Raw genomic sequence first — 25131 nt, forward strand, 5'->3', positions numbered from 1 at the left:
ATTTGAATCAACAACCCCGACGCAGAGCTTCGGGGTATGTTGTTCTCATAAGGTGGTTGCAGTCGGGCTTTAATACCCTTTGTTACGACGCAGAGCGTCGGGGTATTAAAACCCTCCGCACGAATAAAATTAATTTGAATCAAACTATTAATGAGGATATACATATGTTCATTGGAAGAGAAAAAGAATTATCATATCTAAATGAATTTTATCAAAAACCCGGAGTCGGAATGACTGTTATATACGGGCGCAGACGTATCGGTAAATCTACCCTTATTTCGGAATTTGTGAAAGATAAAAAGGTAATTTTTTATACAGCAACCAAAGTGGGCAAAGAAAGAAATCTGGAGTTATTCTCAAAACAGGTAACGGATGTATTTTTAGCCGGTATTGAAGATAGAAGCTTTCGTACAATCAGGTTACATGATTCTTTGCAGGATGAAAAGACGGTATTAGTATCACTTGACGAGATGTATCAATAGTCAGTGCTTGTATGGAATAAAGCGTTGAAACAGGAGTTGTAAATTATGAGAAGAATAACATTTCAATGCAATAAATATTCACCCGGTGTATTGTATATTATGGTGTTATTCGGAGTAAGTCTTGGGCTTTTAATTTTTTATGCATTTCTTGTGTTTTCCGGTATTGAGAAAGGACCGGAAGATGGACCGGTATATTTCAGAGAACACCCCATGCATGCTGTTTATTTGATATTCGGTTTAATTCCTATTGCTATGTCGCTGCCGGCGTGGATTGCCGCAAAATGTTGGAGCAGCAAGGAGGAGGAAGCACAGCTTGAACTATATGAAGATCATGCCGTTTTATATTGGAAAAATAAAGAATTACACATCAAAAAGGGAGCATTAAATATTAAGATTCCTAAACCGCAGCCTTATTGGTACAAAACTTACATATTAAAAATACCAAGACACAGAATAGTTTTAGTCGGCTCCGTAAAAGAAACAAAAGAAAAGAGAAGAAGGCAGCTTTCTTTGGATATTGCAATAGAGGAACTGTCAGCTTACAAAAAATAAAAAGCCGTGTACATAATGTAGATAGAGTACAAAATCATTAACCATTTCAAGATATACCCTATCGGGTATATAATAGCTTCTAATTAAATAATTATACCTTTTAGGGTATATTTTAGCGCCCATTACTTGACATTATACCCTAAAGGGTATATACTGTTCCTATAATAACTTCAAAAGAGGCAATATGAATAGGATAGCAGAATTCATTAAGACCAGCAGAAAATCCGCCGGTTTAACGCAAGAAGATTTTGCGATAAGAGCTGGTCTTGGACTTCGCTTTGTCCGTGAATTGGAGCAAGGAAAAGAAACCGTACGCATGGATAAAGTGAATGTTGCACTGGCTATGTTCGGTATGGAGGCCGTCCCGGGCAAAAAGGAAGGAATATAAATGAAAAACATATTCAGAACTGCGTATGTCTATGTATATAATAACTTTGCCGGAAAACTGAGCGAAACTGATGAAGGATATTCTTTTTCTTACGATAAAACCTATATCAAGGCAAGTAACCATCCGGTTTCATTGACCCTTCCTATATGTGAAGAACCTTATAAATCAAAAACATTATTTTCTTTTTTTGACGGACTGATTCCTGAAGGCTGGCTTCTTGATATTGTAAGCCGTAATTGGAAGATAGATACTAAGGACAGATTTGCATTGCTTTTAGTTGCTTGTAAAGACCCTATCGGAAACGTCAGTATCAGAGAGGAAAAGATATGAACTGTCTGTGTTGCGGAAAGCCGATAAAAGACAATAGCGGAAATAGCGGCTGGCATAAAACATGTATAAAAAAATTTTTCACAACAACCGTTATTCCGGAAATTGAAATAACAGACTCAGTGCTGGAAGAACTTGCAAAAGAAAGCACCAATAAAGGGTATACTATTCCGGGTGTTCAGAAAAAACTTTCATTACATCTTTCAAAGGAAGCTTATCCCAGGTTGACTGTTGTGAATTACCCGACGGGATATATTTTAAAACCTCAAGTAAAAGAATTTCGTGCACTGCCGGAGGCTGAACATATTGTTATGTCTATGGCAGATAAAGCTAAGATTAGAACCGTTCCTCACGCTCTTGTAAAAAGCAAAGACTCTTATGCGTATATTACAAAAAGAATAGATCGTGTTTTTTCAAAAGATTCCAATGTAAAGATGTTTGCAATGGAAGATTTTTGTCAGCTTGATTTAAGATTGACTCAGGATAAATATAAAGGCTCTTACGAGCGGTGCGGAAATATAATTAAAAAGTATTCGTCCCGTTCAGGTCTTGATATGACCGAACTATTTTATCGGCTGGTATTTTCGTTTATTGTTGGAAATTCCGATATGCATTTAAAGAATTTTTCCTTGATTGAATCGGAATCGGGCTCAGGAGAATATCATCTTTCCCCTGCATATGATTTGCTTCCGGTAAATGTAATTATACCTGAAGACAAGGAAGAATTTGCTCTGCCGATAAATGGGAAAAAAAGAAATATTCATCGTAAAGATTTTCTTATCTTTGCAGCCGGTTGTGGAATAGCAAAACTTGCAGCAGAGAAAATGATCGAACAATTAGTATCTATGACGCCTGTTTTTATTGAAATGTGCCGTAATTCTCTAATGCCTCAAGATATGAAAGAAGCCTTTATAGAATTAGTCGATAAAAGAGTATCAGCTCTGAGGTAGATTCAGAGTTTACAAACATTGCTTTTCACTATGCTGTTTAATATGTTCATAGCGATTTTATGTTATATTTTTATGGTTATAATATACTTTATTATCGGAATTCCGGAATGGAACCGTCATAGCTATCCTAGTAATTATCGAATCATTTATAACCTACTGCTAGAAAAACACCATTAAAAATGATACAATCCTCAATACAAAATAACTTTGAGAAAAAATATGGAAAAGCAAGCGCTTTTAAATCAATGGCTGCATGAACAAGAAATAGCTCATATTAAAGGTTGGGATTTCTCTCACATTAGAGGAAGGTATAAAGAAGAGGACGATCTTCCATGGGATTTTGGAAAAATCATAAAATCTTATCTGAGTGATACCGATTATTTATTGGATATGGAAACAGGCGGCGGAGAATTTCTTTTGTCTTTTATGGCCAATGCTAAACACACCGCTGCGATTGAAGGCTATGAACCAAACATCAAAATGTGTGAAGAAAGACTTCGTCCTTTAGGGATAAATTTTAAAGCATGTGACGGCGAAGATATCCTTCCTTTTGAAGATAATTACTTTGACATTATTACTAACAGACATGGTAAATACAATGTAAATGAGATTAAAAGAACTCTTAAAAAAGGAGGAGTATTTCTTACACAGCAAGTAGGCGCTGAAAATGACAGAGACCTGGTAGAGCTTTTAATTGGCAATATTGACATTCCGTTTCCGGAAGCTTATTTGAATATTGCGAGACAGGAATTTGCAGATAACGGATTTGATATTATAGAAGAAGCTGAAGTCTATAGGCCGATAGAGTTTTATGACGTAGGTGCACTTGTCTGGTTTGCGAGAATCATTGATTGGGAATTTCCCGGTTTTGAAGTGGAGAAATATCAGAAGAATCTTTTTAAAGCACAGGAAATTCTTGGGAAAGAAGGTGTAATTAAGGGAAGGATTCATAGATACTATTTTGCGGCAGCTGCATTATAATAACGGTGCCTTTTCTTTTTCCGCTTTCGGCAGAGACCGAACCGCCTAGTACCTGCATAATACTTTTAACGATAGAAAGCCCCAAGCCTGTGTGCAAAACCGGATTGAATCTTTTAATAAATTGTATTATCTTTAAATATAAAGGCTGTTCTTTGTTAGATAGTTTGTTTTATTAAAGAGGTTAAAATGAAAAAAGTAATGTTTACTATCCAGCACTTAAAAAAATTTTATCTTGTTTTTTATTTTATTTTTTGATAGAATAAGGGCGATAAAATATTTGGAGCTATTTAAATGACAGATAATGTGGAAAAAATACTTAACCGTTTCTTTTTTAAAAATGTAAACGGTATTTGGACAGGAAATATAGGCAATAATAAATTTCTTATTAGGCAAGATAAATCAACCAATCAAGAACTTGTTCTTAAAACTTCTTGTGCCGTAAGCGGAGCAAAGGGAGACCTATTCGCTTTTTTAGATGAGCAAAAAAAGATTGGAAAGATAAAAACCTTTAATATGGACGAAGATTTGTTATCCTTGACCTATGCTTGCAATAACAACGATTCAGAGTTTGAATTTTTCTTAAAAGATCTTTCCGATATTTTAACAAAGTTAGAATCACACGATGTTTGCTTTTCATGTAATAAAATACGGGAAACAAATGCTTATAAAATCAAGAACGTTCCAACATTTTTATGCTCAGAATGTGTAGAAAATTTTAAAACTAAGATGGAAAAAGTAAACAATGAACCGAATAATTATTTGACCGGAGCCTTGTGCTGTATTATAGGAGCCTTAGTCGGTTCTTTAGCTTGGATCTTAATAGGCTATTTCGGTTTTTATGCATCCATTGCAGGATATTTTATAGCCTACTCTGCATTTTACGGTTATAATTTTGGAAAAGGAAAGGCAACCAAAACAGGTGCTATAATAAATATCATTGCGATAGTTTTTGCTCTGCTTTTTGCCGAATACATAGGTTTATTTTTAGCCGTCCAAAAAGAGGTCAGCTTAGATTTTGTATCCTTTGTAAAATTCTCTCCGGTATTTTTTGCCGATCCGGTCTTTATAAAATCCATTCTTCCCAGCTTAGGTCTCGGCTTTTTGTTTGCAGGCTTAGGTTCTTATAGAATCATCAAGGATATGTTTACAAAGGCAAATGAACTTTCAGACATCTCTATAGAAAGAATTTGATAAGTTTAAAAGAGTCTCTACATTGAATAAAACCGCTTCTCTTAATAAACCGATTTGTACAATCTTGTCAATATGTTTTCAAGTTTTTTGCCGTAATTCGGGTCTGCCGCCCAAGTTCCGGCAAGCCCGTAAATTGTAGGAGCCTTCCCCTTAGGATTAACATATTTGTATCGCGGATCAGCCGGCGGACGGACAAGGGGCTTAGCCGTAGCATAGGCTTTTAAATGCTGAACATGGGCCAAAACTCCCGTCTTTTCGCTTGGAAAACTTTCTCCTTTTTTTCCGTCCCCGAGTGAGCCCAGTCCGCAAAAATTATTCATCGCCTCGCTTACAAGACCTCCGAAACGCAAAAACCCCGTTTCCAAACACATTTGCGAAAAAGCAATATCCGAATTTATTTCTTCTGCATCAGCTTCTTCTATATAAAATTGAGCCAGCCGTTTTACCTTCTCCCTATCGGCCTTGGGGTTTTGGCTCATAAAAAAAACGGTTAAATCCTCAGCCGAGCATCTGCCTCGGCTTTCTATTAAATGAGGAGGCCGTACAAAAAAACTCAAACAAGAAAAAAACAAAAACGATAAACCGAAAATAAAGATATAAAAAATCCGCTTTCTCATAGCTATAGTTTCGGAGAAAATAAATTAGACTTGAATTTTCTATTGACCAAGTTTCTTTTTAATGATATTATACCGCCCCTGTAAAAGTTTTTATGGAAGAAAAAATGATTAAGGTTCAAAATATTTGCAAAACATACAAGGTCGCAAAAAGAAATAAGGGCTTAAAGGAAGCAGCAAAGGCTCTTTTTAAGAGGGACTATGAATATATAAAAGCTTTAAATGATATTTCTTTTACAATTAACGAAGGAGAAACCGTAGGTTACATCGGACCGAACGGGGCCGGAAAGAGTTCTACCATAAAGGTTCTCTGCGGAATCCTTACTCCCGATTCGGGAACTTGCGAAATTGCAGGTCTTGTTCCATGGAAAAAGCGAGTGGAATATGTAAAAAACATCGGTGTAGTTTTTGGGCAAAGAACTCAGCTGTGGTGGGATATCCCCGTTATAGATTCCTTTGAACTTTTAAAGGATATTTATTCTGTACCTCAAAATCTTTTTCAAAACAATTTGGAAGAGCTGATCAATCTTTTAGAATTAAAAGAAATTGTCAAAACACCTGCCCGTCAGCTTTCTTTAGGCCAAAGGATGAAGTGCGAAATTGCAGCTTCTCTTTTACATAGTCCCAAAATTCTTTTTTTGGATGAACCGACAATCGGGCTTGATGCTCTTTCAAAATTGACGGTTAGAAAATTTATTTCGGAACTGAACAAAAAAAATAAAACGACTATTATTTTAACAACCCACGATATGCAGGATATCGAAGCAATTACCGAGCGTATTATTTTAATAGACAAAGGACGGATTCTTTTAGACGGCACATTAAAGGACATTAAGAAAGATTCCTTATCTTTGGATGAAAGCCTTGCCGAATTTTATAAAGAGAATTGTTAAAGGGCTGTACGGCTTATGAAAAAATATCTTTCTTTTTTTAAAATACGTTTTATCGCAAACTTACAATACAGGGCAGCAGCTCTTGCCGGTATCTCAACTCAATTTGCTTGGGGAACTTTAAATATCATTTTATTTAAGGCCTTTTATGAATCTTCTCCGGAAAATTTTCCTATGGGCTTTTCTGCTTTTGTTTCTTATATTTGGATGCAGCAGGCATTCTTAGCATTTTTTGCAATGTGGACATTTGAAAGTGATATAACCGATTCGATTGTTTCGGGCTCCATCGCGTATCAAATGTCTAAACCGATAAACATATACAATCTTTGGTTTACCCGCTCGGTTGCATTAAGACTTGCAAGAGGTCTTTTAAGATGTTTTCCGGTTTTAATAATTGCCTCAATTTTACCTCAGCCTTACCGTTTGATAATGCCAGATCCTATTACCTTTTTTATATTTATAGCTTCTATGATATTGGGGCTTTGCACGGCAGCAGCCTTTACCTGCCTGATATACGTGCTTTGTTTTTTTACTGTTTCTCCCAAAGGGCTTCAAATAGTATTTTTCTCGGCCTCCGAGATGCTCATGGGGCAGATAATCCCTATTCCTTTTTTCCCTGAAACAATAAAAAAGATTTTGGAATTTTCTCCCTTTACGGGAATTCAAAATATTCCTTTAAGAATTTTTTCTTACGATATTTTACCTGCCGATGCAGGTAAAAAAATACTCTTACAAGTCTTCTGGCTCCTCGTTTTATTTTTATCGGGAAAAATTATTGCAAGAGCAGCAGAAAAAAGGTTGGTAGTGCAAGGAGGCTAATTAAAATTTAGGATAATTATGAACGGCTTAAAACTTTATTTTAAATATCTAGGTATTCTTTTAAAAAGCACAATGCAATACAAGGCTTCATTTTTTTTATCCTGCTTGGGGCAGTTCCTTTTAACCTGTAACAGCGCGGCTGCTCTTTATTTTTTATTTGCGCGCTTTCAGTCCATAAAAGGTTTTTCCTTTGCCGAAGTTGTTTTTTGTTATTCAATAATGCAGTTAAGTTTTGCCATTACCGAAAGCTATGCACGAGGCTTTGATTCATTTTCTGCATTGATTATAACCGGAGACTTTGACAGACTTCTTTTGCGTCCCCGAAATTTACCCCTTCAAGTACTGGGAAGTAAATTCGAATTTTCAAGGATAGGAAGATTGCTCATAGCCGTCGTTTTATTTTTTTACGGCATAAGATTCGGAAATATAGATTGGTCTTTTTTAAAGGTGTTTACAATTATATCAATGCTTTTAGGAGGCATAGCGGTATTTTCAGGTCTTTTTTTAATCTATGCAGCTATTTCTTTTTTTACCATACAAAGTCTTGAGTTTATGAATATCTTTACCGATGGAGCCAGAACATTTGCCTCATACCCTGTTTCAATATACGGAAATAAAATTTTACGCTTTTGCACATTTATAATTCCTTATGCCCTTTTTCAATACTATCCGCTTTTGTTTTTATTCGATAAATACAAAAATCCTGCTCTCGCCTTTTTACCTCTTCTTTCATTTTTGTTTTTGATTCCTGCTTATCTTTTTTGGCTGCTCGGAGTTTCGAAATATAAGTCGACAGGATCGTAAAAACGCATCGGTTCTAAATTTCTATTTTATAAATTTTCTCCATTATAATCTTTTTCATTTATTTATTGCATAAACGCCTAGTAAAAATAAAAAAATTAGTGTACAATCGCATCTGTCAATTCTTAATGTACATTCAATAAAAATCAATTACAAATAGTTTTTAAAATAATACTTGAAAGGAACTCTAAATATGGTAGGTGAAAAAAATTATCAGAAGGAGGGAAGACGGTTTTCTATCTTAAGAAAATTAGTTTTCTTTTTTGGTGGGTTAATCCTGATAGGAGGATTTACAATGGGAGCCTCTGCTTTATTTGTAGCAAGAAATGCCTTAATGGAAAAAATTGAAGAGGCTTTAATAATGAAGGCAAAGGATACGGCAGAAATTGTCGACGGACGGGCCAATGCCTTGTTATATTTTTTGGAAGGCCTTGCGCGTATTCCGGCACTGCGCGATTCCAAACTCACTTTTTTTGAAAAAGTAAAGGCATTACAAAAAGATGCAGAGCGGAATAAAACGATAGAATACTTTGGAGTTTCCGATAAAAACGGTATAAGATATTCTCCTGACGGAACTTCCATTTTTGTCGGTGATAGGGACTGGTATAAGGAGGCTATTAAAGGCAGGAATTTTATTTCTGAGCCTCTTATAAGCCGTACAACGGGTGAACTTCAAATTATATTTTCCGTACCTATTTATGATGATGAACACAATATTTTAGGCGTGTTTAGTGCCGCAGTTAACGGCTTAGATCTTAACAATCTAATCGACGACATCGTAATAGGAGAAACGGGAGGTTGTTATATTATTGATGCTTCAGGAACAACGATTGCCGATAAGGACATAGAACTGGTTAAAAGACAAGAGAACAGCATTAAAAAAGCCGTATCCGACCCTGAACTTAAAAGCATTGCCGATTTTGAACAAAAAGCTTTAGCATCTTCTGAAGCCGGTTTAGCTAGATTTGTATATGAAGGACAAAAAGAAATAGCCGCTTATTCTCCTATGAAAACGAAAAACTGGAAAGTCATAATCAGTGCTCCTGTTCATGAACTTACCGGCAGTCTCCGGCCTTTAAAAATCACAATCAGACTTATAGGTATCAGCATATTGATTGTATCTATTATACTTACGGCTGTTATAGCCCTTACAATAGTAAAACCCATTACATCAACAGTGCAAGCTCTTAAAAATATTGCAGATGGTGATGGAGATTTAAGGGTACGCTTACCGATCAAAAGGAATGATGAAATAACCGATTTATCAAAATACTTTAACAAAACAATTGAAAAAATCGGAAACTCAATCAAAACGGTAGGTTCAGGCACTCAAGAAATGGAACAGATAGGAAATGAGCTTGCAAGTAATATGACGGAAACTGCAAGTGCCATACATCAAATAAGTACAAACATAGAAGGAGTAAAACAACAAGCCCTTACACAGGCGGCGAGCGTTACCGAAACCTCAGCAACTATTGAACAGATTATTAAAACTATCGCACAATTAAACGGCATGATAGAATCTCAAGCTGCCAGTGTAGCCGAATCCTCATCGGCAATAGAGCAAATGGTAGGAAACATAAGCTCCATAACTCAGACTCTTGCAAGAACGGATGACGCAATCAAAAATCTTGCAGGAGCTACAGCAGAAGGAAAAGAAACTCTTTCACTATCAAATACCGTAACTCAAAAAATTTCGGAGGAATCCGGCGGTCTTTTAGAAGCTTCAAGCGTTATCCAACATATAGCAAGTCAAACAAACCTCCTTGCCATGAATGCAGCTATTGAAGCAGCTCATGCCGGAGAAGCCGGAAAAGGCTTTGCCGTTGTTGCCGACGAAATTCGAAAACTCGCAGAAGAATCAAGTTCACAGGGAAAAACAATAACTTCAACATTAAAGATTTTAAGCAAAGAAATTGAAAACCTTTCGTCTTCTTCAAAATTGGCCGAAGAAAAATTTGACAGCATCTTCGCTTTATCTGAGCAGGTAAAAAAGATGAGTGAAACTCTTATGCTTGCAATGAAAGAGCAAGAAAACGGCGGCCGTGAAGTTTTGACGGCAATTCATAATATCAATTTAATCACTTCACAGGTAAATGACGGTTCAGCCGAAATGCTTGAGGGAGGAAAAAACATTGCCGTTGAAATGCAAAAACTCGATGACCTTACAAGAGTGATCACTGCAAGTATGAATGAAATGTCAGCTGGTGCTCTTCAAATAAATGAGGCAACTCAAGAAGTCAACATCATCACTCAAAAAAATAAAGAAAATATCGGCAATCTCGTAAACGAGGTTGAAAAATTTAAAGTCTAAAAATTGAGAAGAATAAATTTGTACGGGGAGATTTTTATGAAAAAACTGGCTTTTATATTGGTATTGGCGGGAATGCTTGTTGGGTGCAGTAAACACACTGAGGTAAGCATGAATGAAAGCATTACAAGGGAAACGGAAACTGCAACTGAAGTGCAAAACGAATCAAGCTCTATTGCACAGAATGCCACGAATGTGGAAAATATTACTGAAACTAAAACAAAAGAACCATGGATTGCTCTTATCGAAAAAGAGATTACAAAAATTTCTTTTAACAATGGAGAATACAGGTTAATGCCAAATGACAAAGAAGGTTATTATTATATTAACGCTGAATTAAAAAATGGGGTGAATTTTTATGTACAGCTCATTCAAAAAAACTATATAGATGATTCCATTAAATTCGAACTGCCAGAAACATTTCAAGAATATGCAAAAGCTGTTTTGTCTGTTTCAACTTTACCGCAAGATTTGAGAACTGCTAGAGGGGCTGTTGAAGTGAATGGTCACAAATTTGCACGAAACATTCGGGTTTCGCAATTTGCACCTGATATTTCTATGTTTCAAATGAGTTATTATACAACAACGCCCATGTATACGCTAGAATGTACCTTTTCAAGGGGCGCTGATGAATTCAAACAAGAAGCCCCTCAGTACTTTGAAGAAAATGGAGACTGGAAAAACGAAATGCCTTCAGGCGAAACCGGAGATATTGAATTTGTAAAAAAGATAATTGACGGTACAATCGAAAGTAAAACTGCACGGGAATTGTATAAAATAAGTGAAGACTTTATGAAAACTATTGAAATAATAACAGTGGAGTAATTATTAGTTTATTTAAAGCGCCGAATTTAGGGCACAAACTCTTCCGATAAAACTGTAAATAGTGAAATATAAAATCAAATAATCAAATGGCATCATTTTCCTTCTACTCTCAAAATTAAGTTATCCTGTTTTAAGGCCTTACGCAATGAAGGTGTTCCGCTTGTAGATACTAAAATTGTGAGAGGTTTTTCTATTTTTATGTTTTTAAAAATTTCCAATTCTTTTTTGTTTGCGGGGAAGCAAAATTCTTTTCCGTTTATTTCCAAAACCTCATCTTGGGATAGGGGCTTTTTTCTGACGAGGCTTATTGTCCACAAATCTGTTTTGTGTAATCCTTTTGAAATTTTTAGATTAAGTTCAAGTTCTGTGCAAATAAAATGAGAAGAGTAATAATCTTTTCCCGTAAAACGGTATAGTTTTTTTGTAAAGGGGATTTCATTTTTTTCTTCGCTTAATTCTAAAATACTCTCTCGAGGAAGATCTAAATTTAATTCTTTACAAAGTTTTTTTGCGCACCCTTGAGAAGGCGCTTTTGATTTAAAAAAGCTGCCTATTTTCTTTAAGACTTCAGCTTCAAAAGCTACCACGGAGCCGTCGCCCTTTGGGCCGATATTCAAAAGATAATTACCTCCCATCGCCCTTACCCTTATAAGGCTTTCTATAAGCTCTTGGGCCTTTTTATTTTTATCTCCCCGTCTTTGCCATGAACGGTAGCCCCATGTTTCATGGTAAATTGAAGCAGGGGTTTGCCAAGGAACATTTAAACTTTTATCAGGAAATTTATTATCCCCCATTGTACAAAAATCTCCGCAGTCATTCCATATACGGCCGTTTATCATCATATCGGGCTGAAGCTTTTGAGCAAGAGCTCTTACTTCTTCACTTTGTTTTTTTGTCGGGAAACCCATATCCATCCAAAGCTCGCAAAGAGGGCCGTAATTTGTAAACAATTCTTTCAGCTGCTCAATATTAAATTTCTGATGCTTGGGCGGAATTTTATCGCTGTTATGATCACTTATAGGAAGAGCATATTCACAGTTCCAATCTATCCAAGAAAAATAAAGCCCGAACTTTAAACCGTTTCTTTTACAAGCGTGAGAAAGCTCTGCAATAAGGTCTCTTTTTGCAGGGGCTTTTACCGAATTATAATCGGTAGTCTTTGTGTCAAAAAGACAAAAGCCGTCATGGTGCTTTGCCGTGATAATGATGTATTTCATTCCTGCAGCTTTTGCAAGAGCACATATTTTTTCTGCATCGAAATTCTTACAGGTAAATTTATTTTGTAAGGCCTTATATTCTTCTTTAGGAATTTTACCGTGACTTAAAATCTGCTCACTATAACCGCGCTTTATAGGCTCACCCTTCCAAACGCCTCCGCATAAAGAATAAAGCCCATAATGAATAAACATTCCAAAACCTAATTTTTGCCACTGTATGATTTTATCCGGTTTCATAAGATTGAGTATATAGGATAGAATAAGAGATTTCAAGTGAGCAAAAAGAGGCAAGCCCATAAAATTTATCAATACTTGAATCCCTGTAAATTATAATATATAATAGATAAAGGGAATAAGCACTTAACGATTGATTGGGGAGGCAAAAATGATGGATTTTTCACGGAAGATACCTATAGGAGTACAAAGTTTTGAAGTCATGCGTAATGATAAATTTTTGTATGTAGATAAAACCGAATTTATTTTTAAGCTGACTAATTCAAATAGAGTCTACTTTTTAAGCCGCCCCCGCCGTTTCGGAAAAAGTCTTTTTCTTTCTACCCTCGAAGCCTACTTTTTAGGAAAAAAAGAATTGTTTAAGGGGCTGTACATTGAAGAGGCCGAAGAAAACAGAACTAAAAAAGAAGGAACTGAAGCATGGACTCAATATCCCGTTCTTTACTTGGATTTTAATACGGGACGCTATGACTTACCCGGGTCTTTAAACGAAAGCCTTGAATTCTTTTTAAGAGCCGAGGAGGCTCGTTTCGGGATACAGGGGAACGATTTATCTTTTGGCAACCGCTTTGCTTTTTTAATACAAACTGCTTATGAAAAAACGGGCAAACAGGTAGTTATCCTCGTAGACGAGTATGATAAGCCCCTCTTACAAACAATGTATGTAAATGAAACTCTAAACGAAGAATTCCGCAGCACACTCAAAGCTTTTTATTCCGTTATAAAAACTTGCGACAAGTATATCCGCTTTGCATTTTTAACGGGAGTAACAAAATTCAGTAAGGTAAGTATTTTCAGTGACTTAAATAACTTACAAGACATAAGCCTTCACGAAGATTGCTCTGCTCTTTGCGGTATAACCCAAGAAGAATTAACGGCCGTATTTTCTCCCGAAATTCAGGTCTTGGCAGACAAAGAAAAGATAAGCTATGAAGAATGTTTAAGCCTTCTTAAAAAACGCTATGACGGATATCTTTTTGCAAAAGAAGGAAAAAGCGTTTATAATCCTTTCAGCCTTCTAAATGCTTTTTCGGCAAAAGATGTGGGAAGCTATTGGTTTGCTACGGGCACTCCGACCTTTTTGGTAAACTACCTCAAAGAGGCTGATTATAATATTCCCGACTTAGACGGAAATGTTGAGCTTGATGAGGCCGGCTTAGCCGATTACCGAGCCGACACAAAAAATCCTCTTCCGATTTTGTTTCAGGCAGGCTATTTAACAATAAAAAAATATGATTCAAAATACAGGCTTTATTCTTTAGGCTTTCCTAACGATGAAGTCCGTTACGGTTTTTTAAGCAATCTTTTACCTGTCTACTCGGATATTAAAAGCTCGGAAGCGGCTTATTCCGTTGCCCAATTTTCTAAAGATATTGAAGGAGGAAATGTGGACGGTTTTATGGAAAGAATGCAGTCCATAATTGCCGGAATTCCTTACGATAATCTTCCCAAAGAAAAGCTAAAACTTAGAGAGCAAAATTATCAGACTGCCGTTTATTTGATTTTTAAGCTGATGGGACAATTTGTCGAAACAGAAATACACTGTGCTGCCGGAAGAGCAGATTGTATTGTCCATACACAAGATGCGGTTTATATCTTCGAATTTAAACTTGACGGAAACGGAAGCTCGGAAGATGCAATAGAACAGATAAAAGAAAAAGGCTATGCAGCTCCTTTTAAATCAAGCGGTAAAAAAATTGTCTTAATCGGTTCATCCTTTGATGAAAAAAAGCGTACCATAAAAGACTGGAAAACCGAAAAAATTTAACCTCCTCGTAACATCCGTTACCGACTTCTATTCATAAAATGCTTATAATTTACTCAAACCTTTGAAAAATAGGAGGTATGATAAACAGTTCAACAGAAATACTGTTTCACTGTTTATCTACCGAGTTTTGTGCTTTGCACAAAACATCGCATTATTATATGTGTGTGCTTTTCGGCACACACTAGAAAAAACTTTTTTTGCAAATTGATATTTGCTGCAAAAAGTTTTTATAGGAGAATACTATGGACACTATGTTTTGTTTTCAATGTCAGGAGACATTTAAAAATTCAGGCTGCGTAAGGGTCGGAGTATGCGGGAAAAATCCCTTAGTTGCAGGATTACAGGACTTTCTCATCTGGGGAACAAAAAAGCTTTCCGAGGTGACAAGTTATATGAGGGAAAACGGGATTAAGGTTGAAAAAGAAATTAACCACATCGTAAGCACAAACCTTTTTGTTACAATAACTAATGCAAATTTTGATGAAAAAGCAATTAACAACAGAATAAATATTACTCTTAAAGCAATTCATGATTTGCATAGTTCCTTAAACAGACCACTTGATCCGGAGATACAAGCTCATCTTGATTCGGATATACCGAAAAGGTTGGGCAAGGCCATGACAATAGGTGTTTTGCAGACAAAAGACCCCGATAAGCGCTCCTTAAAAGAACTTATTATCTATGGTCTAAAGGGGCTATGTGCCTATGTAAAACATGCTAACGCCTTAGGTTATGAAGACGAAGAGGTTGATGCCTTTATTCAAAAAACGCTTTCAATGCTCATAGATGAAAATTTGAGTGTTGATGAACTTATTTCTCTTACCTTAAAGACAGGAGAAGCAGGAGTTAAGGGAATGGCCCTGCTGGATAGCGCCAACACAGGCAGCTACGGTAACCCCGAAATAACCGAAGTTTCGATAGGTGTAAGAAATAATCCGGGCATCCTTGTATCGGGGCATGATCTGAAAGATATCGAAATGCTTCTTGAGCAAACTGAGGGTACAGGAGTTGATGTTTATACTCACTCCGAAATGCTCCCTGCTAATTATTACCCAAAACTAAAAAAATATAAGCATCTTGCAGGTAATTACGGTAATTCGTGGGCAAAACAGGCTTCCGAATTTGAAAGTTTTAACGGCCCAATCCTTATGACAACCAACTGTATAATTCCTACGAAGGCTTCTTATGTATCAAGAATGTACACGACAAATGCAGCAGGACATCCCGGCTGTGTTCATATCGAAGCCGATGAAAACGGACATAAGGACTTTTCCGAAATTATAAAAAAGGCAAAATCCTGTCCTCCCCCCAAAGAAATTGAAAGCGGAAAGATTATAGGCGGCTTCGCTCACGCCCAAGTTTTTGCTCTTGCCGACAAAATTGTCGAAAGCGTCAAAAACGGGGATATTAGAAAATTCATAGTAATGGGCGGCTGCGACGGCAGACACACAACAAGATCTTATTATACGGGTTTTGCGGAGGCTCTTCCAAAAAATACCGTCATTCTGACGGCAGGCTGTGCAAAATACAGGTATAATAAACTAAATCTTGGAGATATAAACGGCATTCCAAGGGTATTGGATGCAGGACAGTGCAATGATTCTTATTCCCTTGCCCTTATAGCTCTTAAATTGAAGGAAATATTTAACCTAAGCGATATTAATGATTTACCTATAATTTTTAATATAGCATGGTACGAACAAAAAGCCGTTATAGTACTCTTGGCTCTATTGTTCTTAGGCGTAAAGAACATACACCTTGGGCCTACTATTCCGGGTTTCCTTTCGCCCAATGTAAAGGAGGTCTTAATAAGCAAATTCGGATTATCTGGAATCTCTTCAATAGAAGATGATATAAAACATTTTTTCGGTTAGAAACATAATCGGAATGACAGGCCAAGGGCTCTTATTCATAGGCCATTAGCTAAAGTCTTCGAGTTTATCAAGGTTGACAATGATGGTATCTTTTTCGATTTTTAAAAGCCCATCTTTTTGCATGCTCATAAGCTCGCGGGAAAGAGATGGGCGAGGAACGGCTAAGTATTCAGCCATAGCCTCCCTGTTTAGGTTTAGCTCAACCCTTGAACTTCCTTCAGCCTGCTGCAATAAATAGAGGGCTATCTTTTGGCGAAGACTGAATGAAGAAAAGATAAGAAGCTTTTGGTTTAAAAAATAAGCCTTATGAGCCAAAATATTTAATAGGTTTTTTAGAACCTTAAAATGAGTTTCGGAGTACGCTCCGGCACCAAAGACACCTTCTATGGGGAGGCGGAGAATTTCGGCATCGCTAATTACACGGCATGAGTAATCGTAGATAGCCGAATCCAAAAGAGCATAGACTTCGGCAAAAACCGTACCGGGGTTTTCAAAGCGGTTTACAATAAGCCGCTTTCCATCGGCAGTGTTTTTTTCGATTTGAACGATACCCGATTTTAAAACAAAAATAAAAGCGGGAGTATCGCCCTCAAAAAAGATAAAGGCATCTTTTTTATAGTTGAGGGTTTTGGCCTTGGTATTTTTTAAATATTTTTCCGTTTCTTGAGCGGATATATTTTTAAAAATAGGATTCATACTTTTAATTTCGGGTTATTTTGATTTTAACTTGATTATAGATCGGAGGATTATAATGAATAAATATTTTAATATGGATGAAAGTGTTTTTGATATTACCGAACGCTTTCCTGAAACGATAAGATACTTGGCAGAAAAAGGTTTTACCCCTCTTACCAATCCCCTTATGCGCAAAATAATGGGGAAAAAGATTAGTCTTGAAAAAGCCCTTTTGTCGAAAAACCTCGATATCGGTTTGTGCGAAAAAGAGCTTATTGAAGTTATCGAACAAAATAAAAATATCGGTTTTGCCGAAATAGATTTAAGCTTAGAAAAGAAAGACGCACAAAACACCGGTTATGATGACGGCAAAAAAAATATAAGAATTGAGGGAGTGCTTCCATGTCCCATAAGAATCCCCTTGCTTGAAGCCTTTAAAGAATTTCATTCCGAGTATATTGAAGAAAATAAAAATGAGCTTGAAAAACAAAACTATAAAATCAGCTATGATCTTCGTTCCGCAAACCTCGGAATCGACTGGATAATAAAAGAAGCTCAAACAGGAAAAAAGGAAAACCTCCCCGATATCCTCCTCTCCGCAGGGTTCGAGCTTTTTTTCGACAAAAAACTAATGGGCTCCTTTATCGAGAACAAAGATTTTCATTGTTCAATCGAAAAAATGAATAAGGATTTTTGCAACGATTATATAGACCTTAGAGACGGCAAAAAAAACTATGCAATTATCGGAGTAGTTCCCGCAGTAATGATTGTAAACACCGAGCTGTTAAGAGGAAGAAAAATGCCCGAAACTTGGGCAGACCTCCTCTTACCCGAATTTGAAAATTCGGCGGCTATTCCATTCAGCGATTTGGATTTGTTTAATTCGGTAATTCTAAATATTTACAGCCGTTTCGGAGATGAAGGTATAAAAAAATTGGGCAGGGCTTGCCGCACCTCTCTTCATCCGGCACAAATGGTAAAGGGAAAAGCATCTCTGGTTTTAAAAAATCCTAAATCCGTTGTCAATGAGCCTCCTGCAATAAACATAAGCCCCTACTTTTTTTCAAAGATGATAAAAGAAGATTCGGCATTAAAAACGGTTTGGCCCAAAGACGGGGCTATAGCGGCTCCGATTTTTATGCTCGTAAAAAAAGAAAATGAAGCTTTAACTAAGGCCTTTGCGGATTTCTTCCTTTCGGAAAAAACCGGAAGGGTATTTTCCGAAAGCGGTTTTTTCCCGTCAACGAATCCCGATGTCGATAACCGTTTGAGTGAAGATAAAAAGTTTTCTTGGGTAGGTTGGGACTTTATTTACCAAAACGATATAGGTTCTCTTTTGGAAAAAATAAAAACCGATTTTGAAACAGCTGCCGGAAAAATTTAAGGTCTGTGTAACATCCGTTACAGACTTCGTCACATAGATTTGTTATATTATATTTATGAACTTAATAATATTTTCAGGCCCGCCGTCGTCGGGTAAAACAAGCGTAATCTTAAAAACAATAGATGCCTTAAAAAAACAAAATATAAAAACGGGGGCAGTAAAATTCGACTGCCTTTATACTGATGATGACCTTCTATATCAAAAGGCCGGAGTTCCCGTCCAAAAAGGAATCTCAGGTTCCCTATGTCCCGACCACTTCTTTGTATCGAACATAGAAGAGGCCGTGCAATGGGGAATCAAGGAAGGGCTTGACCTTTTGGTAAGCGAGTCCGCAGGGCTTTGTAACCGCTGTTCCCCCTATATAAAAAATATTTTAGGTATCTGTGTAATCGATAACCTGTCGGGGATAAATACACCAAAAAAAATAGGCCCTCTTTTAAAGTCAGCCGACATCGTAGTTATCACAAAGGGAGACATCGTTTCTCAAGCTGAACGCGAAGTTTTTGCGGCAAGGGTAAATGCCGTAAATCCTAGGGCAGTCATCATGCATGTAAACGGTCTTACGGGCCAAGGTGCCTTTGAGCTCAGCACCCTTTTAACGGATAAGGCCGAGGATATTTCTACGGTACAAGGAATGGAGCTCCGCTTTCCCATGCCTGCCGCTCTTTGCTCTTATTGTTTGGGTGAAACAAGAATAGGAGAAAATTTCCAGATGGGAAATATCCGCAAGATGAAAATTGCCGAGGAGCAGGGGGAAAAAAATGAACAATGAATTTTATTTAAGTGATGAAAATACAGAGGTTAAAAAACTTTCTGAAAAATCGATTCAAGATATTTTAAGCGAATACCCTTTTATCGAAGATTTTATAAATGAAAACCGCTTGATTGAAATAGGTATTTTAAAAAACAAAGAGCAGACTCTAAAAGATTTTTTACAATCGCTTTCCGATGAAGTTTGTGAAGAAGAAGCAATAAACAGAGAAGAACTTTACTCTGCATTTTTTGAATACATAATTCAAATGAAGTCCTTCCTTAATTTGGAAAATGCAAACGAGGTTCACAGCCTCACAATTCTTCCCGGAACAAACAAGTCAGGCGAAACCGAAAACTTTGATGAGCTTACCCTTTATACCTCTCAAATCATTTCGATTGTAGGTCCGACAGGGTCCGGAAAATCAAGGCTCCTTGCCGACATCGAGTGGACGGCCCAAAAGGATACCCCTACAAACCGCAGCATTTTAATTAACGGCAAAACACCCGACAAGACAATCCGTTTTTCAGTAAACAATAAACTTGTAGCTCAGCTCTCTCAAAATATGAACTTTGTAATGGATTTATCCGTCAAAGAATTTATCGAGCTCCATGCGGAAAGCCGGCTAATCCAAGACAAGGAAGGTGCGGTAAAAAATATCATAGAGGCGGCAAACAATCTTGCAGGCGAAAAATTTAATTTGGATACGCCGATAACGGCCTTGAGCGGAGGACAGTCGAGGGCTCTTATGATTGCGGATACGGCTATTTTAAGCGCCTCTCCCATCGTCCTCATAGACGAAATAGAAAACGCAGGCATTGACCGCAAAAAAGCCTTGGAACTCTTGGTTTCAAAGGAAAAAATTGTTTTAATGGCCACACACGATCCGGCTCTGGCCCTCTATGCGGACAAGCGAATAGTTATCAAAAACGGAGGAATAGCAGCTGTTATAGAAACTTCAAAAAAAGAAAAAGAAATCCTTGCCGAGCTTGAAATTATGGATGCAAAAATTCAAAATATGAGAACAAGGTTAAGGGCAGGAGAAGAACTTGGGCTTACAAAATAGGGGAGAATGATAAAGATTCCACTTCTTCTTGGGTAAGGTCGGTATCATCGTTATCCTCTATTCATCGATACACCATTGAGTGGTGTCCGATTTCAGTGATTATTATGCAAAAGAGCCGGTAAATATGTTAGAAAACCGCATAATATGCAAAAAAATAGCAGAAAATATAATTTTTTTCATAAAAGTGCTTGACATTTATTTTAAAATTAAGTATATTATCTTCACACACAGAAGATACACACTATTATTCTATTCACAAGCAGCCCTTTCTCCTCCTTTTCGGGCTGCTTTCTTTTTATCGGACAAGGAGAGTATTATGCAAAAAATTAAAGCTTTTTTTCATCAACAAAATCTAAGACGAAGAGCTGCAAGGTTGGCAGGACGAATCGAAATTGTTCTATCTTTTGCGATGCTTATTGGAATTTTAATTCTTTCTATCGAAATTTTCTTTGACATAAAAGAAATGGTTTATGCATTTATTTACAGTAACAAAATTCCTTCATTCTCCGAATTCTTATCATTGATATTTTCTCTTGTAATCGGTCTCGAATTTGTAAACATGCTTATAAAACATACACCGGGAAGTGCTCTTGAGGTTGTGCTTTATACTATTGCACGAAAAATTATTGCCGACCATGGCAGTATGTTTGATGCCCTATTGGGCGTTGTCGCTATAGCAGTTTTGTTTGCCGTAAAAAAATACCTAAACGAAGGCGGCGAATATGGAACAGGAAACGAATGTGATTATATCGTAAACGGCGGCACCAGTATCCATGAGATAAATCACAGGCTGGACTCGGATTTTGATGAAGCTTACGGAAACACGGTTGCAGGTTATTTGTTTAACTATCTTAAACAACAGGGACGCTCACCTCACCTCGGTTTGGAAGCCGACATAGGAGAATATAAATTCATTATCCATGAAATGGATAATGACCTGATAAGATATATTAAAATTCTTCCTATTAATGAACATAAAAATTGAGTTTTGGTTTAAATCCGGACTATTTATAAGAACAGGCATCTATCAAACAAAGTAAAAACTGCAAGCTAATTATTCGGACTTAAATAAATTGCTTCAGATTCGTTTAAGTGAGGGAAGGAAACCATTTTGCGGTCATTTGTATGACCGTTAAACAATATGGTGATACTATCGTTTGATGTGATAAACACGACGTGGGATTCTTTTGTAAGGCAGATAAAGCCGCCCTCACTTACGGCAGAATAATTTGTTGAATAAAATATTTTCTTTTGCTGCATATAGTCGGTTATCCCGCTGCTGGTATATCTGGGACTACCGGTCCTGATCCAAATCAGACTTTCAGGATACCAAGCAGCTGTCGGCGAAATTCCGCCTGCATAGATACATTGAGAAACATAGTTTGCACAATCATTATCATATGTCTTGTATTCGGGATTCCAAACCGAAATATCGCTCGACATATTTAAGGGGTTAGAGGCGTATTTATTTGCATAGCCGACGGCAGCCGCATTATTGTAATTAACCTTTTTTGAATTTGTATTAACATGATATTTTATAAAATCAAACCCGTTTTGCATAAGCACCTCTGGCTCCGGAGGTTTTAAAGAAAAAGCATCTATTTTTGTATGATAGGTTGCTATTTCAATTTTTATGTTTTCAAAATTATCTTTTTCGGTAAATGTGATCTTAAAAATATTGTTTTCAATTTGCTTTTTACCTATATACTTTTTTAATTCAGTAGTTCTTTTGTTATATTGATTCAAAGCTTTTTTATTGTCTTTAAAATATTCAGCAGCCTTTTTCATTCCGGCAACAAAAGGAAGCTGATACACCGAATTAAACTTTAACTTTTTTTCTATTACAACAAAATAGAATTTTTCATTCGAACCATAGGTTTCGTCATCAGGTATATAATCGTAAACTGAAACATCCGGAATATCATAATATTCCGAGTATAAACTTTCAGCATATTTTTTAAAAAAAATCTCCTCTCTTGTGTTTTCTTTTTTCGGTTTTGCTTTTACGGTTACATCGTGCTTACCTTCATTTTCTTTAGCTTCTTTAAATTCTTTTATTATCGGATACAGTTTTAAAATTACAATTATCCAAAGTAAAATTATAAAGAGAACAAAAATAAGTTTCGCTTTTTTTGCTTTTTTTTCCATGAATTAAAACTAAATTACTCTTCTTCTTTTTTATCAAGCACCTGAAATGTTTTCATAGAGGCATCGAGCATTTCTACAATTTCAGATTCAATATCATGGGATAGGGTAGCCGCACATACATAAAGAATGCTGTTGTGCTTAAACAAATAAAAATAATGTTTTACAATCCCTTTCTCTTCATGAAGTTCAATAATTATTTTTCGTGATTCCAAATTATAATTATTTTCAAATTTTTCTTGCGTTATTATTGTAGAATCGGAAGCCGGGTCATCAGGATTCTTTTGACCGGATAAATACTCACTGACGACTTCCTCCATTGAACCTGAAACTTCTTCGGAAACAAAAATCATATTTTGATTTAGCCCCTTTACCGAATCGCCGTATATTATCTTATATTTCAGTCCGGGATAGGTCATTGTTTCCCAACCGTCAGGTATTTCAAAGGTAAAATCTTTAAAGTCATCTATATAGTAATCTTGAGATGACAAAGAAAAAATCAGTATAAAGATAAAAAAAAGTATCGATAATTTTTTTTTCATAAAACGGCTCCTATGATAAAACCACCTTAAAAACTATACAAAAGATGAGGAAAAATGTCAAGGTTTATCTTTAGTCATTACAATTATACCCTACTTTAACTTATCCCTGCTTTGCGGTATAATTGCACCCGTTCTAAACATTTATGGAGGTTTTTGTGGATATTTTAGATAAACTAAGGGGCGGAGTCATTATGGACGTAACCAACCCCGAACAGGCAAAGATTGCAGAAAATGCAGGAGCCGTTGCAGTCATGGCCCTCGAAAGAATTCCGGCCGATATAAGGGCCGCCGGAGGGGTCTCAAGAATGAGCGATCCTAAGATGATTAAAGAAATCATAAAGGCAGTAAAAATTCCCGTTATGGCAAAGGTCAGAATCGGCCACTTTGTAGAAGCTTCAATTCTGGAAGCTATCGGTATCGATTTTATTGATGAATCCGAAGTTCTGTCTCCTGCAGACGAGGTTTACCATGTCGATAAAAACAAATTCAAGGTGCCCTTTGTCTGCGGTGCCCGAAATTTGGGAGAAGCATTGAGAAGAATTCAAGAAGGCGCAAAGATGATTCGCACAAAGGGTGAGGCCGGAACCGGAGATGTTATTCAGGCTGTAAAACACATGCGCCAAATCCAAAGTGAAATGCGCCAGCTGACATGCCTTCGCGAAGATGAGCTCTATGTCGCTGCAAAGAATTTCCAAGTGCCTTATGCCCTTGTAGAATATGTGCATAAGCACGGGAAGCTCCCCGTTCCGAACTTTTCGGCAGGAGGAGTTGCGACCCCGGCAGATGCAGCCTTGATGGTTCACCTTGGAGCTGACGGCGTTTTTGTCGGAAGCGGAATTTTTAAATCGGGCGATCCGGCAAAAAGAGCAGCAGCCATTGTAAAGGCCGTAAAAAATTACGATAATCCTGCAATCTTAGCAGAGGTTTCAGAAAACCTCGGCCCTGCCATGGTCGGAATCAACGAAGAAGAAATAAAAGTTATAATGAGCGAAAGAGGAGTCTAAGGCACCTTACTCAATCTTAAACAAAAAAGAAGGTGTTTTAACGAGCTTCTAAACTCATTAAAACACCTCTTTTCATTCTATACCTATCTTTATAAAATGCGGACTCCTGCAGCACTTTTAAATTCAAAAAATTCGGGGCTGTCTCCGGTTTTTTCAAAATACCTTTTATGTACCTCAAGATAAAATTCGTCAAGAGCATCTTTTTTTACCAAGGCCAGAATATAGCAGCCTTCCGTATTCCCGACTAACTTTGCTCCTCGGCATCCTCGTTGAATAATGGCAGTTTCAAAAAGAATATTTTGTTCGGTACTCATAAGCTCAAAATCATCTCTCATCGAAATATGGGATTCACAAAGGAGTTTTCCCAAAAGATCCATGTCTCCATCCTCTAAAGCCATTACCGCTTTAGAAGTTCTTGAGTTTTCGGTAATGCAATGCTTTACCCTCCGCATAATTATCTTATCCAAAAAACTAGGCTGATAGTATGTATAATCAGCTTCGGTTATTTCGCAAAGATGATCCAAGTCTAATTTGTTTTGTAAAATACGCAAGCCCTCTTCACACTCCATGTAGCGGATATTGGAAGAAGTTCTATAAGCTTCACTATTTGAGCGGGTACCTATTATTACTATTCCATATTCTCTTAAATTTAAAGGCAGACTTAAAAAAGAAAGATCCCTAGAGTCAAATAAATTAAGAGCATCTTGTTTTGCCGAAAAAGAAGATATTTGATTTGACAGCCCTCTCTTTGTATTTAAGATTTCATGTTCGGCTTCCAAGCACAGCGAGGCTATAGCTTTAAAGTTCTCTTTAAGTTTAAATATAGATAAAAGCCCGGTACAAAAGCCCGCTTCAAAGGCCGGTAATGAGGTCTGCCCTGTTTTAAAGCGTAACTTATCGAAGACCATTATATCAAAACCGCTTAAAGGATTTTCAAAATGCTTATTAATTTTTTGTGCCGTTAAAAGAATAATATTGAATATGGAGCTTGCAAAACCTTCTTTCCTGCTGTCCGGATTTTGATTTTTTCCGGCTTGTCCGCTTATAAGGCCTTCAAACTTTTTATTTAAAACCAAATCCGTCAAAGAAATTTTATCCGAGTTATTTTTTTTAATAAAAAAATAAATAGATTTATCGCAGCATAAATTTAAAACATTTCCGCCGTTATAATCCAGCTCTTCGCCCATGAGGGTCAAACTAAGAGGAGAGGCTATTAAAATTCCTTCTTCCGGCGAAGCGCCATAAACCTCATCAAAAAGCTTTTTAAGTTCAACTTTTAATTCGCCTTCGTCCATGTTTTCCAATTTTTTTATATCCGCATTAAAACCCATATAACACCT

General features: G+C 36.8%; 25 protein-coding genes and 1 pseudogene. 19 read left to right on the plus strand and 7 right to left on the minus strand.

Going from position 1 to position 25131, the window contains the following annotated elements; all coding sequences use genetic code 11:
• Positions 1–164 precede the first annotated feature (164 nt).
• The 6 genes from HO345_RS10475 (at position 165) to HO345_RS10500 (ending at position 3680) form a co-directional block, all read left to right on the plus strand.
• Complete coding sequence (locus HO345_RS10475; RefSeq protein WP_002687117.1) at positions 165–482, plus strand: AAA family ATPase; 318 nt, start codon at positions 165–167, stop codon at positions 480–482.
• Between the two features lie 45 nt (positions 483–527).
• Positions 528–1034: a hypothetical protein gene (locus tag HO345_RS10480; protein WP_253682858.1), complete on the plus strand. Its 507-nt coding sequence runs from the start codon at positions 528–530 to the stop codon at positions 1032–1034.
• 184 nt (positions 1035–1218) lie between these two features.
• Entirely contained in the window at positions 1219–1422 is a 204-nt protein-coding gene (locus HO345_RS10485) for a helix-turn-helix domain-containing protein (RefSeq protein ID WP_253682859.1), read from the plus strand.
• Entirely contained in the window at positions 1423–1752 is a 330-nt protein-coding gene (locus HO345_RS10490) for a HipA N-terminal domain-containing protein (protein WP_253682860.1), read from the plus strand.
• Positions 1749–2699, plus strand: a complete 951-nt coding sequence (locus tag HO345_RS10495) for a HipA domain-containing protein (protein ID WP_253682861.1) — start codon at positions 1749–1751, stop codon at positions 2697–2699. The genes HO345_RS10490 and HO345_RS10495 overlap by 4 nt, the downstream gene beginning before the upstream one ends.
• 219 nt (positions 2700–2918) lie before the next feature.
• Positions 2919–3680: a class I SAM-dependent methyltransferase gene (locus tag HO345_RS10500; RefSeq protein WP_253682862.1), complete on the plus strand. Its 762-nt coding sequence runs from the start codon at positions 2919–2921 to the stop codon at positions 3678–3680.
• Here the strand turns inward: HO345_RS10500 and HO345_RS10505 are convergent.
• A pseudogene (locus HO345_RS10505) lies at positions 3634–3768 on the minus strand (ATP-binding protein); the annotation flags it as partial. The gene HO345_RS10500 and the pseudogene HO345_RS10505 overlap by 47 nt on opposite strands.
• Before the next feature lie 203 nt (positions 3769–3971).
• On the opposite strand from HO345_RS10505, the gene HO345_RS10510 reads away from it, so the two are divergent.
• Positions 3972–4871 (plus strand): MFS transporter, encoded by a 900-nt coding sequence (locus HO345_RS10510; protein ID WP_253682863.1) that lies wholly within the window; start codon positions 3972–3974, stop codon positions 4869–4871.
• Positions 4872–4912: 41 nt separating this feature from the next.
• On the opposite strand, the gene HO345_RS10515 is transcribed toward HO345_RS10510, so the two are convergent.
• Entirely contained in the window at positions 4913–5488 is a 576-nt protein-coding gene (locus tag HO345_RS10515; protein WP_253682864.1) for a glucosaminidase domain-containing protein, read from the minus strand.
• Positions 5489–5592: 104 nt separating this feature from the next.
• Here HO345_RS10515 and HO345_RS10520 point away from each other — a divergent pair, with 104 nt between their 5' ends.
• The 5 genes from HO345_RS10520 (at position 5593) to HO345_RS10540 (ending at position 11131) form a co-directional block, all read left to right on the plus strand.
• On the plus strand, positions 5593–6378 hold the full coding sequence (locus HO345_RS10520; protein ID WP_253730968.1) for an ABC transporter ATP-binding protein: 786 nt from the start codon (positions 5593–5595) through the stop codon (positions 6376–6378).
• A 15-nt stretch (positions 6379–6393) separates the two neighbouring features.
• Positions 6394–7194, plus strand: coding sequence for an ABC transporter permease (locus HO345_RS10525; RefSeq protein WP_010693502.1), 801 nt, complete (start codon positions 6394–6396; stop codon positions 7192–7194).
• 18 nt (positions 7195–7212) lie between these two features.
• Complete coding sequence (locus tag HO345_RS10530) at positions 7213–7998, plus strand: ABC transporter permease (protein ID WP_253682866.1); 786 nt, start codon at positions 7213–7215, stop codon at positions 7996–7998.
• Positions 7999–8188: 190 nt separating this feature from the next.
• Entirely contained in the window at positions 8189–10309 is a 2121-nt protein-coding gene (locus HO345_RS10535) for a methyl-accepting chemotaxis protein (RefSeq protein ID WP_253682867.1), read from the plus strand.
• Positions 10310–10345: 36 nt separating this feature from the next.
• Positions 10346–11131, plus strand: a complete 786-nt coding sequence (locus HO345_RS10540; RefSeq protein WP_253682868.1) for a hypothetical protein — start codon at positions 10346–10348, stop codon at positions 11129–11131.
• 92 nt (positions 11132–11223) lie between these two features.
• Here the strand turns inward: HO345_RS10540 and HO345_RS10545 are convergent, their stop codons facing one another.
• Positions 11224–12645, minus strand: coding sequence for an alpha-L-fucosidase (locus HO345_RS10545; protein WP_436411231.1), 1422 nt, complete (start codon positions 12643–12645; stop codon positions 11224–11226).
• Between the two features lie 91 nt (positions 12646–12736).
• On the opposite strand from HO345_RS10545, the gene HO345_RS10550 reads away from it, so the two are divergent.
• Positions 12737–14350, plus strand: a complete 1614-nt coding sequence (locus HO345_RS10550) for an ATP-binding protein (protein WP_253684602.1) — start codon at positions 12737–12739, stop codon at positions 14348–14350.
• 242 nt (positions 14351–14592) lie between these two features.
• A complete protein-coding gene (gene hcp, locus HO345_RS10555; RefSeq protein ID WP_253682870.1) occupies positions 14593–16224 on the plus strand; it encodes a hydroxylamine reductase in 1632 nt (543 codons plus the stop codon).
• Positions 16225–16269: 45 nt separating this feature from the next.
• On the opposite strand, the gene HO345_RS10560 is transcribed toward hcp, so the two are convergent.
• Complete coding sequence (locus HO345_RS10560) at positions 16270–16920, minus strand: Crp/Fnr family transcriptional regulator (RefSeq protein WP_253682871.1); 651 nt, start codon at positions 16918–16920, stop codon at positions 16270–16272.
• Positions 16921–16975: 55 nt separating this feature from the next.
• Here HO345_RS10560 and HO345_RS10565 point away from each other — a divergent pair, with 55 nt between their 5' ends.
• The 4 genes from HO345_RS10565 to HO345_RS10580 all read left to right on the plus strand — a co-directional run bounded on the left by HO345_RS10565 (position 16976) and on the right by HO345_RS10580 (position 21085).
• Complete coding sequence (locus HO345_RS10565; RefSeq protein WP_253682872.1) at positions 16976–18283, plus strand: ABC transporter substrate-binding protein; 1308 nt, start codon at positions 16976–16978, stop codon at positions 18281–18283.
• 55 nt (positions 18284–18338) lie between these two features.
• Entirely contained in the window at positions 18339–19055 is a 717-nt protein-coding gene (locus HO345_RS10570) for a GTP-binding protein (RefSeq protein ID WP_253682873.1), read from the plus strand.
• Positions 19045–20100, plus strand: coding sequence for an ATP-binding cassette domain-containing protein (locus HO345_RS10575; protein ID WP_253682874.1), 1056 nt, complete (start codon positions 19045–19047; stop codon positions 20098–20100). The genes HO345_RS10570 and HO345_RS10575 overlap by 11 nt, the downstream gene beginning before the upstream one ends.
• A gap of 316 nt (positions 20101–20416) precedes the next feature.
• Positions 20417–21085 (plus strand): HlyC/CorC family transporter associated domain-containing protein, encoded by a 669-nt coding sequence (locus tag HO345_RS10580; RefSeq protein WP_010693534.1) that lies wholly within the window; start codon positions 20417–20419, stop codon positions 21083–21085.
• A gap of 65 nt (positions 21086–21150) precedes the next feature.
• On the opposite strand, the gene HO345_RS10585 is transcribed toward HO345_RS10580, so the two are convergent.
• The gene (locus HO345_RS10585; protein WP_253682875.1) at positions 21151–22248 is read right to left on the minus strand and encodes an amidase domain-containing protein; all 1098 of its coding nucleotides are present in this window, start codon (positions 22246–22248) and stop codon (positions 21151–21153) included.
• A gap of 14 nt (positions 22249–22262) precedes the next feature.
• Positions 22263–22787, minus strand: coding sequence for a PsbP-related protein (locus HO345_RS10590; protein WP_253682876.1), 525 nt, complete (start codon positions 22785–22787; stop codon positions 22263–22265).
• 155 nt (positions 22788–22942) lie between these two features.
• Here HO345_RS10590 and pdxS point away from each other — a divergent pair, with 155 nt between their 5' ends.
• Positions 22943–23791 (plus strand): pyridoxal 5'-phosphate synthase lyase subunit PdxS, encoded by an 849-nt coding sequence (pdxS, locus tag HO345_RS10595; protein ID WP_002666038.1) that lies wholly within the window; start codon positions 22943–22945, stop codon positions 23789–23791.
• Between the two features lie 89 nt (positions 23792–23880).
• On the opposite strand, the gene HO345_RS10600 is transcribed toward pdxS, so the two are convergent.
• Complete coding sequence (locus tag HO345_RS10600) at positions 23881–25122, minus strand: galactokinase (protein ID WP_253682877.1); 1242 nt, start codon at positions 25120–25122, stop codon at positions 23881–23883.
• Positions 25123–25131: the final 9 nt, after the last annotated feature.

The organism is Treponema denticola (genome assembly GCF_024181645.1).
In the GTDB taxonomy this organism is placed as follows: Bacteria; Spirochaetota; Spirochaetia; order Treponematales; family Treponemataceae; genus Treponema_B; species Treponema_B denticola_A.

Bases quoted from the DNA above. Each gene is read 5' to 3' on its own strand.
- hcp (WP_253682870.1), top strand. From the start codon at position 14,593: ATGGACACTATGTTTTGTTTTCAATGTCAGGAGACATTTAAAAATTCA.
- HO345_RS10590 (WP_253682876.1), bottom strand. From the start codon at position 22,787: ATGAAAAAAAAATTATCGATACTTTTTTTTATCTTTATACTGATTTTT.
- HO345_RS10515 (WP_253682864.1), bottom strand. From the start codon at position 5,488: ATGAGAAAGCGGATTTTTTATATCTTTATTTTCGGTTTATCGTTTTTG.
- HO345_RS10520 (WP_253730968.1), top strand. From the start codon at position 5,593: ATGATTAAGGTTCAAAATATTTGCAAAACATACAAGGTCGCAAAAAGA.
- HO345_RS10500 (WP_253682862.1), top strand. From the start codon at position 2,919: ATGGAAAAGCAAGCGCTTTTAAATCAATGGCTGCATGAACAAGAAATA.
- HO345_RS10495 (WP_253682861.1), top strand. From the start codon at position 1,749: ATGAACTGTCTGTGTTGCGGAAAGCCGATAAAAGACAATAGCGGAAAT.
- HO345_RS10480 (WP_253682858.1), top strand. From the start codon at position 528: ATGAGAAGAATAACATTTCAATGCAATAAATATTCACCCGGTGTATTG.
- HO345_RS10540 (WP_253682868.1), top strand. From the start codon at position 10,346: ATGAAAAAACTGGCTTTTATATTGGTATTGGCGGGAATGCTTGTTGGG.
- HO345_RS10485 (WP_253682859.1), top strand. From the start codon at position 1,219: ATGAATAGGATAGCAGAATTCATTAAGACCAGCAGAAAATCCGCCGGT.
- HO345_RS10550 (WP_253684602.1), top strand. From the start codon at position 12,737: ATGGATTTTTCACGGAAGATACCTATAGGAGTACAAAGTTTTGAAGTC.
- HO345_RS10585 (WP_253682875.1), bottom strand. From the start codon at position 22,248: ATGGAAAAAAAAGCAAAAAAAGCGAAACTTATTTTTGTTCTCTTTATA.
- HO345_RS10490 (WP_253682860.1), top strand. From the start codon at position 1,423: ATGAAAAACATATTCAGAACTGCGTATGTCTATGTATATAATAACTTT.
- HO345_RS10560 (WP_253682871.1), bottom strand. From the start codon at position 16,920: ATGAATCCTATTTTTAAAAATATATCCGCTCAAGAAACGGAAAAATAT.
- HO345_RS10525 (WP_010693502.1), top strand. From the start codon at position 6,394: ATGAAAAAATATCTTTCTTTTTTTAAAATACGTTTTATCGCAAACTTA.
- HO345_RS10535 (WP_253682867.1), top strand. From the start codon at position 8,189: ATGGTAGGTGAAAAAAATTATCAGAAGGAGGGAAGACGGTTTTCTATC.
- HO345_RS10575 (WP_253682874.1), top strand. From the start codon at position 19,045: ATGAACAATGAATTTTATTTAAGTGATGAAAATACAGAGGTTAAAAAA.
- HO345_RS10545 (WP_436411231.1), bottom strand. From the start codon at position 12,645: ATGGGCTTGCCTCTTTTTGCTCACTTGAAATCTCTTATTCTATCCTAT.
- HO345_RS10475 (WP_002687117.1), top strand. From the start codon at position 165: ATGTTCATTGGAAGAGAAAAAGAATTATCATATCTAAATGAATTTTAT.
- HO345_RS10580 (WP_010693534.1), top strand. From the start codon at position 20,417: ATGCAAAAAATTAAAGCTTTTTTTCATCAACAAAATCTAAGACGAAGA.
- HO345_RS10510 (WP_253682863.1), top strand. From the start codon at position 3,972: ATGACAGATAATGTGGAAAAAATACTTAACCGTTTCTTTTTTAAAAAT.
- HO345_RS10565 (WP_253682872.1), top strand. From the start codon at position 16,976: ATGAATAAATATTTTAATATGGATGAAAGTGTTTTTGATATTACCGAA.
- HO345_RS10530 (WP_253682866.1), top strand. From the start codon at position 7,213: ATGAACGGCTTAAAACTTTATTTTAAATATCTAGGTATTCTTTTAAAA.
- HO345_RS10600 (WP_253682877.1), bottom strand. From the start codon at position 25,122: ATGGGTTTTAATGCGGATATAAAAAAATTGGAAAACATGGACGAAGGC.
- HO345_RS10570 (WP_253682873.1), top strand. From the start codon at position 18,339: ATGAACTTAATAATATTTTCAGGCCCGCCGTCGTCGGGTAAAACAAGC.